Origin of the sequence: Neglectibacter sp. X4 (assembly GCF_009917365.1) — a bacterium.
Taxonomy (GTDB): Bacteria; Bacillota; Clostridia; order Oscillospirales; family Acutalibacteraceae; genus Acutalibacter.
On the sequence record NZ_QWLE01000007.1, the window covers coordinates 86710 to 95272 of the forward strand.

Sequence of the window (8563 nt, forward strand, 5' to 3'; positions counted from 1 at the left end):
GGGAACAGGCTGGACGGGGAAGGCCCGGCTATGGTGAAGGAGGCTTATCTATGTGTGTGGCATGTGCAGTAGTAAAAGAAGAAAAAGGACATCCGCCGTAGCTGTTACATAATATATAAAAGGAGAAAGCTCCCATGAATATGATAGAACGCATTTTAAACCGCCGAAGCTACCGGGGCAGGTATGAAAACACCCCTGTGCCCCGGGAAGACCTGAAAAAAATTATGGAAGCCGGGCTGGCAGCGCCCTCCGGGTGCAACAAGCAGACAACCAGCCTTATCGCCATAGACGACCCCGCCTTGCTGGAGCGGCTGAGGGCTGTTATCGACCCGCCCGCTGGGGCCACTGCCCCCGCCATGATCTGCGTGCTGACCCAGAAGATTTTCGCGTACCGCGACCGGTGCTTCCAAGTGCAGGACTATGCCGCGGCTATTGAAAACATGCTGCTGGCAATTTGTGAGATGGGCTATGAAAGCTGCTGGTATGAGGGGCACATTACAGATGAGGACAAGATCGGGCGGAAGATGGCGGATATCCTGGGCGTGCCCCAGGAGTATGACCTGGTGTGCTTCCTGCCTGTTGGCAAGCCTGCCCAGGCCCTACGGCCTTCGCCCAGGAAAAAGCCCTTTGAGGAACGGGCATGGTTTAATGGGTTTCAGATAAAGGAAGGGGAAAGAAGATGAGCCTGGATAAAATCGTGGTGCATGGCGCCAGGGAGCACAACCTGAAAAACGTGGACGTGGAGATCCCCCGGGACAAGCTGGTGGTGCTGACAGGGCTTTCTGGTTCGGGGAAGTCCAGCCTTGCTTTTGACACCATCTATGCCGAGGGGCAGAGGCGCTATGTGGAGAGCCTTTCCTCCTATGCCCGGATGTTTTTGGGCCAGATGGAGAAGCCGGACGTGGACATGATTGACGGGCTGTCCCCCGCTATCTCCATCGACCAGAAAACCACCTCTAAAAACCCCCGGTCCACTGTGGGTACAGTGACGGAAATATACGACTACCTGCGGCTGCTGTATGCCCGCATCGGTATCCCTCACTGCCCCATCTGCGGGCGGGAAATCAAGCAGCAGACAGTGGATCAGATTGTGGATCAGGTGCTGGCCCTGCCGGAAAAAACCCGGGTGCAGGTGCTGGCCCCGGTGGTGCGGGGGAGAAAGGGCACCCACCAGAAGGAGTTTGAGGGGGCCAGGCGTTCCGGCTTTGTGCGGGCCAGGGTGGACGGCCTGCTGTACGATCTGAACGAACCTATTGAACTGAACAAGAACCAGAAGCATACCATTGAAATCGTGGTGGACAGGCTGGTGATAAAGCCGGACGTGCGCTCCAGGCTTGCCGACTCCATTGAAGTGGCGGCAGGGCTTACAGGAGGCGTGGTGATTGTGAACGTTATAGACGGGGAGGACATCACCTTCTCCCAGAATTATGCCTGCCCGGAGCATGGGGTCAGCGTGGAGGAGCTGACCCCCCGGATGTTCTCCTTCAACAACCCCTTCGGGGCCTGCAAGAAGTGTACGGGCCTGGGGGTGTTTATGAAGGTGGATCCCCGGCTGATTATCCCGGACGACCGGGTTTCCATCAGCAAAGGGGGCCTGAAGGCCAGCGGCTGGGCCATGGAGGGCAGCACCATTGCCGCCATGTACATGCAGGGCCTTTCCGAGCACTATGGTTTCTCCCTGGACACGCCTATTGGGGAACTGCCCAAAGAGATTGTGGACGTGCTGCTGTATGGCACCAAAGGGGAGAAGATCAAGCTGAGGCGCACAGGGGAATATGGCAGCGGCACCTATATGGCCCCTTTTGAGGGGGTTATCAACAACCTGGAGCGGCGTTTCAGGGAAACCTCCTCTAACTGGATTAAGGAGGAAATTGAGGGGTATATGAGTGCTGTGCCCTGCGACGCCTGCCATGGCCGCAGGCTTTCCCCGGAGAGCCTGGGGGTAACGGTGGGAGGCCTTAACATCAGCGAGCTGTGCGACAAGTCTGTTACCGAGGCCCTGGAGTTTGTGGATGCCCTCGCCCTTACAGAGCGGGAAAGCATGATTGCCGCACCAATTATAAAAGAAATCAAGTCCCGGCTGGGCTTCCTGCAAAGCGTGGGGCTGGAGTATCTTACCCTTTCCCGGGCTTCCGGCACCCTTTCTGGCGGGGAAAGCCAGCGGATACGCCTTGCCACCCAGATCGGATCTTCCCTTATGGGGGTGCTGTACATCCTGGACGAGCCTTCCATCGGCCTGCACCAGCGGGACAACCATAAGCTGCTGGGCACTCTCAAGCGCCTGCGGGACTTAGGCAACACTGTGATTGTGGTGGAGCACGACGAGGACACCATGCGGGCCGCCGACTACATTGTGGACGTGGGGCCGGGGGCCGGGGTGCATGGCGGGAATATTATCTATGCCGGGCCTGTAAAGGGCATTGAGAAGTGCAAAGGCTCTGTAACCGGCCAGTATTTAAGCGGCAAAAGGAAGGTGGAGGTGCCGGAGAAGCGCCGGCAGGGCAGCGGGAACTTTCTGGAGGTGCGGGGCGCGGCCCAGAACAACCTGCAAAAGGTGAACGTGAAAATCCCCCTGGGAGAGCTGGTGTGCGTAACCGGGGTTTCCGGCTCCGGCAAGTCCTCCCTGGTAAATGAAATCCTCTATAAAAAGCTGGCAGGAAGCCTGAACCGGGCCCACACCCATCCCGGGGCGCACAAGGAGATTTTGGGCCTGGAGTATCTGGACAAGGTGATCCAGATAGATCAGTCCCCAATAGGCCGCACGCCCCGCTCCAATCCCGCCACCTACACAGGGCTGTTTAACGATGTGCGCACCCTGTTTGCCAGCACCCAGGAGGCCAAAATGCGGGGCTTTACAGCCTCCCGGTTCTCCTTCAACGTGAAAGGCGGGCGGTGCGAGGCCTGCCAGGGAGACGGCATCATCTGCATTGAAATGCACTTCCTGCCGGACGTGTATGTGCCCTGCGAGGTGTGCAAGGGCCAGCGGTATAACCGGGAAACGCTGGAAGTGAAATATAAGGGCAAAAGCATTTATGACGTGCTGGAGATGACGGTGGAGGAGGGACTGGAGTTTTTCCGGGACATCCCCAAGCTTGCAAGGCGTTTGCAGACCCTGCAGGACGTGGGCCTGGGGTATGTGAAAATCGGCCAGCCCGCCACCACCCTTTCCGGGGGCGAGGCCCAGCGGGTGAAGCTTGCCACAGAGCTTTCCAAGCGGCCCACAGGCAAGACCATCTATATTCTGGACGAGCCTACCACGGGCCTGCATATTGCCGATGTACACAAGCTGATTGAGGTGCTGCAGCGGCTGGTGGACACAGGGAACACAGTGGTGGTCATTGAGCACAACCTGGATCTCATCAAAACCGCTGACCATATTATCGACCTGGGGCCGGAAGGCGGCAACCGGGGCGGGAAAATTGTGGCAGAGGGCACGCCGGAGGAGGTGGCCCTGGTGGAAGGCTCTTACACAGGGCAGTATCTCAGGGGGATGCTGGGGCTGTAGGCCGTGCGCTTAATGCCTCCGACGTGGAAGGGGCTTTGCCCCCTCCACCCCCACAACCCCTTTTAGAAAGAGGTTGACCCTAAAATCAGACTCTATATGCGGAGAAGTTTTGCAGGCGGCAGGCCTAGGGAAAACAGAGAAAGGAGCGGCGATGCTATGGAAATACGGGAACTTAGTTTGCAGGAAATGGAAAAGCTTTATGGGGAGCGCATGGAGGCAGATTTCCCTCCGGAGGAGCTGCGCCCTTTTTCCAGCATCCGGGAACTGACGGGGGAGGGGAAATATAAGTCCTTCGGCTGCTTTGAGGAGGGCCTGGGGGCCTATGGCACCTTTGCCTTTTCGCCTGGGCGTTCCGGCGTTCTGCTGGACTATTTCGCGGTGGACGCCGGGCGCAGGGGGCAGGGGATCGGCACCCGGGGGCTGCGTATGCTGGGGGAGGCGGCAAGGGGCCTTGGCGCAGGCTTTTTGCTTATTGAGGTAGAAAGCCTGGAGTCTGCCGAAACCCCGGCCCAAACAGAGGAGCGCACCCGGCGCATCCGGTTTTACAATGGGTTCGGGTGCCGGGAAACCGCTGTGTATTCCTGGCTGTTCGGCGTGGAGTACCAGATATTGGTTCTGCCCCTGGGAGACAGGATGCCCGGGACAGACGAGGTGCAGGAGTCCCTGGAGCAGGTGTACCGGGTGATTGTGCCTCCTCTGGTGGGGGAGAGCGAGGAAGCCTATGCCCAGGTGTGCAGGTGCTTTAGGCAGTAAGCCCGTTTGCTTTCATTTGCCTGAAAGGAGGCCGCGAAAGATGAAATATACCCTTTCTGTGCTGGTGGAAAACCAGCCCGGCGTGCTCTCCAAGGTGGTGGGCCTCTTTTCCCGCCGGGGATACAACCTGGACAGCGTGGCAGTGGGCGCCACAGAGGACAGCACTATGTCCTGTGTCACCATTGTGGGGGAAGGCGACGACTACATCCTGGAGCAGGTGGAAAAGCAGCTTAACAAGGTTATCCCGGTAATTAAGGTGCGATCCCTTTCCCCAGGCGCGGTGCAGGCAGAGCTGATGCTGATAAAAACCGGCTGCGAAACCCAGCACCTGGCAGAAATCAACCAGATCGCCGCCCTGATGAAGGCGGAAGTGGTAGACGTGGCAAAGGGTTCTGTGACGCTGCGTTTTGCGGGGGAGCAGGAAAAGTGCGACACCCTCTGCGCCCTGCTGCGGCCCTACGGCATCCGGGAAATCGCCCGGACAGGGGTGATAGCCTTGGACAGGGGATAGGCGGCATGATTGCGGGATGAAAAGGAGGACACAGCCATGATGACAGGAGCGCAGGCAATGGTGAAATGCCTGGAAGCAGAGGGGGCGGAGATCCTTTTCGGGTATCCGGGGGCGGCCATCTGCCCTTTTTACGACGCTATGTTTGATTCTTCCCTGCGCCATGTGCTGGTGCGTTCCGAGCAGAATGCCGCCCACATGGCCAGCGGCTATGCCCGATCCAGCGGCAGGCCGGGGGTGTGCGTAGCCACTTCCGGGCCGGGGGCCACAAACTTGATTACCGGCATTGCCACAGCCTATATGGACTCCATCCCTATAGTGGCCATTACCGGGCAGGTGAACCTGGAGCAGCTAGGGAGGGATGTATTCCAGGAGGCGGACGTGACCGGGGCATGCGAATCCTTCACCAAGCACAGCTATCTGGTGAAGTCGGCAAAGGAACTGCCCCGGGTGTTCAAGGAGGCCTTCCATGTTGCCGCCACAGGCAGGCCCGGCCCGGTGCTTATCGACGTGCCCCAGGACGTGCAGGAGCAGGTGCTGGAAGATTTTTCTTACCCCCAGCGGGCGGACATCCCCGGCTATAAGCCCAAGACGGCAGGGCACCCCTTGCAGATTAAGAGGGCTGCCCAGGCCATCCGGGAAGCCAGCCGTCCGGTGATCTGCTGTGGGGGCGGCGTGGTGCTGGCAGGGGCCAGGGAGGAAATGGCAGCCTTTGCGGAGAAAACCGGCATTCCCATTGTGTCCACCATGATGGGGCTGGGGGTGATGCCCATGGACAGCCCGGTGTATCTGGGGATGATAGGGAAGTTTGGGCGGCCTTATGCCAACCGTGCCATGGTGGAGGCGGATTTAATCCTGCTGTGCGGGGCACGGGTAGGGGACAGGGCCATTGCGGTGCCCCACCAGATAGCGGAGCAGGCGAAGATATTGCACATTGACGTGGATCCTGCGGAAATCGGGAAGAACATGCGGGTGGATATTCCCATTGTGGGGGACGTGAAGCAGGTGCTTGCCGCCCTGACAGAGCAGGCCGCCCCCTGTGACTGCGCGCCCTGGGTCAGCCGCGTGCTGGAATATAAGCGCAAAGCCGTTCCCCGGGGAGAGGACAGGGAGGACTATGTGGAGCCGCGTTCCTTTATCCGGGCGCTGTCGAAAATCATGGACGAGGACGCGATTTTAACCGCCGATCCAGGCCAGAGCCAGATATGGGCTGCCATCAACTTTACCCAGAAGGAGGGGCGGTTCCTCACCAGCGGGGGCCTGGGCACCATGGGCTATGCCCTGCCCGCTGCCCTGGGGGCAAAGCTTGCGAAGCCCCGGCGGCAGGTGGTGGCTGTCTGCGGGGACGGGGCGTTTCAGATGAGCCTGTGCGAGCTTGCCACAGTTTGTGCCTGCAATGTGCCTTTAAAGATGATTGTGATGGACAACCGCCGCTTGGGTATGGTGCGGGAACTGCAAAACCAGCATTACGCAGGCAGGCACGTTGCCACCCATATGGGCGGCAACCCGGACTTCGTAGCCCTGTGCGAAGCGTATGGCATTCCCGCCGCCCTGGCAGAGAACAACGCCCAGGCGCTTTCCCTTGCTGAAAAGATGCTGAAAAGCCCCCGGCCCTTTGTGCTGGTGTGCCGGGTGGATCCGGATACTCCCAGCGTGTGAAGACCTTGGGACTCTGTCCCAAACCCTGCAAACCTTTTTGCAAAAAGGTTTGATCTAAAAACTGTGTTTGTGTTTATTTGTGCGGTTTCCTGCTGGTTCGTTCCGCGTGGTGCAGGCTGGCCCGTTTTGCCTTGTTCCCCGCGTCACAGGTGCAGCGATACGCTGCAAAAAAGCGGGCAGCTTTCGCTGCCCGCTTTTTTGCGTGTGGTTCATTTATGCTTCTCCGTCCGCGCCTTCCTTTTCATCCGGGGGAGGCAGTTTCTTCCGCTTGCGGACGCACTCTGTCAGCAGGTATTCAATCTGCCCGTTAATGGAACGGAAATCTTCCTCTGCCCAAGCCGCCAGATCCTTCCACAGGGTGGGAGCGATGCGCAGCAAAATTTGTTTCTTATCCTTATCTGCCATAAGATCACACAGATTTCCTTGTTTTAATAAATGGAGCCGCTGTTGACAATGGGCTGGGCGTCCTTGCTGCCGCATAGCACCACAAGCAGGTTCGATACCATCTGGGCTTTGCGCTCCTCGTCCAGGGACACCACGCCGTCCTCTTTAAGCTGCTCCAGGGCCATTTCCACCATGCCCACAGCGCCTTCCACAATCTTTTTCCGGGCTGCCACCACAGCTTCAGCCTGCTGCCGCTGGAGCATTTGGGCCGCGATTTCCGGCGCGTAGGAAAGCTGGCGGATGCGCACCTCCAGGATTTCCAGCCCGGCCTCTGTCACGCGCTTTTGCAGATCCTCCTGCAGCATGTCCGCAATTTCCTGGCTGCTGCCCCGCAGGGTCTTTTCCGCCACGTCGTTTTCCTCCATCAGGTCATAGGGATAGCGCCGGGCAATGCTGCGGGTAGCGGAGTCACACTGGATGGACAGGAAGGTGCGGTAATTCTGCACGTTGAAAACAGCCTTGGTGGTGTCCACCACCCGCCAGATTACCACGGTATCAATGATGATAGGATTGCCCCGCTCGTCATTGACTGTCTGCTTTTCGTTGTTCAGTGTCATGGTTTTCAGGCTGATTTTCCCGCCGCCCCCGGCTGTAATAGTCATGCCGTTAGAATTGGTGGTGACAGTGCGGCTGTTCCCCGGATTGATGCAGGCGCAGAAGGGGTTCACCCAATAGAAGCCGTCTTTTTTAATGGTGCCGTAGTATTTGCCGAACAGGGTGAGAACAGCCGCCTCATTGGGGTTTAAAACCTTGAAGCCCCCGCACATGATGGCCGCCGCACAGACAAGCAGAATGCCTCCCACCAGCAGCACCACCCCCAGAGGTATGGAATTCCTGTCCAGGAGGATGCCCCCAAAGACGATGCCCAGCGCAGAAACCAGGAACAGCAGCAGGGTGCAGAACAGCATCCCAAAGCCGCTTCTGGTTTTTGCGGCTTTTTCTTCATATTTGTTGGTCATGGCAGTTTGATTATCCATCGATCCGTCCCCTTTCAGATTTCATGTTGATATCATTATAATATCAGTCGGCTTTTTTGTCAAGAGCTTTTTTGCTTTTATCCTTATGAAGGATGCCAGATTCAGAAATTGGAAAGATTTGTAAAGGGATTGTAAGCTTTTTTTATGAAACTGTAAAAGAACCTCACATGTTTTTGTAATAAACTGGTGGTAAAATTCATATTGTTAGATGGTTTGGGTGACAGGCCTGCTTCCAGGTAGCGCTTGGCTGGCCCGGGCCTTAAAATTTAAAAAGCAAAGGGGAAAAAACAAAATGAAGAAAATCGCTTTGGCCCTTGCGGCCCTGATGATGGCTGCCACCATGGCGGCCTGCAGCGGAAATGACGGATCCTCTGCAAGCTCTGCCGCTTCCAGTGCCGGCAGCACGGTTTCCACCGCCAGCACCAGTTCAGCAGCATAGCTTTCTGTTTCTTGTTCATACCCTCAAAAAATGCAGGGCCTCCAAAGGCCCTGCATTTTTTGCGCTTTTTTAAACAGACTCTAGGGCTTGTTTGAAAAATTGTAAACACCGTCTTTTTGCCCCAAACGGGCGGTTTCTGTGTTGAAAATCCTCGAAATACGACAGTATTTCTTGCGGTTTCCGCCTTGAAACCGCTCCCTTTGGAACAAAAATTCCGGTACCTCCTCTATTTTCAAACAAGCCCTAAGCTTTACCTGCCTTTTTACAAAAATCTATAC

Annotated in this window: 8 protein-coding genes; 6 read left to right on the top strand and 2 right to left on the bottom strand. The window is 57.2% G+C overall.

All coding sequences use genetic code 11. The features are described from left to right. Positions 1 to 134: 134 nt before the first annotated feature. The 5 genes from D1841_RS05570 (at position 135) to ilvB (ending at position 6425) form a co-directional block, all read left to right on the top strand. On the top strand, positions 135 to 683 hold the full coding sequence (locus D1841_RS05570) for a nitroreductase family protein (RefSeq protein WP_160642313.1): 549 nt from the start codon (positions 135 to 137) through the stop codon (positions 681 to 683). After that, positions 680 to 3505, top strand: a complete 2826-nt coding sequence (uvrA, locus tag D1841_RS05575; protein ID WP_160642312.1) for an excinuclease ABC subunit UvrA — start codon at positions 680 to 682, stop codon at positions 3503 to 3505. The genes D1841_RS05570 and uvrA overlap by 4 nt, the downstream gene beginning before the upstream one ends. A 156-nt stretch (positions 3506 to 3661) precedes the next feature. Further along, on the top strand, positions 3662 to 4258 hold the full coding sequence (locus D1841_RS05580) for a GNAT family N-acetyltransferase (protein WP_160642311.1): 597 nt from the start codon (positions 3662 to 3664) through the stop codon (positions 4256 to 4258). Positions 4259 to 4298: 40 nt separating this feature from the next. Further along, positions 4299 to 4769 (top strand): acetolactate synthase small subunit, encoded by a 471-nt coding sequence (gene ilvN / locus D1841_RS05585; RefSeq protein WP_160642310.1) that lies wholly within the window; start codon positions 4299 to 4301, stop codon positions 4767 to 4769. Between the two features lie 36 nt (positions 4770 to 4805). Next, the gene (gene ilvB / locus D1841_RS05590) at positions 4806 to 6425 is read left to right on the top strand and encodes a biosynthetic-type acetolactate synthase large subunit (RefSeq protein WP_160642309.1); all 1620 of its coding nucleotides are present in this window, start codon (positions 4806 to 4808) and stop codon (positions 6423 to 6425) included. A 213-nt stretch (positions 6426 to 6638) separates the two neighbouring features. Here ilvB and D1841_RS05595 read toward each other — a convergent pair whose 3' ends face one another. Continuing rightward, entirely contained in the window at positions 6639 to 6830 is a 192-nt protein-coding gene (locus tag D1841_RS05595) for an Arc family DNA-binding protein (RefSeq protein WP_160642308.1), read from the bottom strand. Between the two features lie 23 nt (positions 6831 to 6853). Beyond that, the gene (locus D1841_RS05600; protein ID WP_237076208.1) at positions 6854 to 7846 is read right to left on the bottom strand and encodes an SPFH domain-containing protein; all 993 of its coding nucleotides are present in this window, start codon (positions 7844 to 7846) and stop codon (positions 6854 to 6856) included. Positions 7847 to 8138: 292 nt separating this feature from the next. Between D1841_RS05600 and D1841_RS05605 the strand changes: the two genes are divergently transcribed. Beyond that, positions 8139 to 8285 carry a hypothetical protein gene (locus tag D1841_RS05605; RefSeq protein ID WP_160642307.1) on the top strand — a complete coding sequence of 49 codons (147 nt, stop codon included), beginning with the start codon at positions 8139 to 8141 and terminating at the stop codon, positions 8283 to 8285. Positions 8286 to 8563 lie beyond the last annotated feature (278 nt).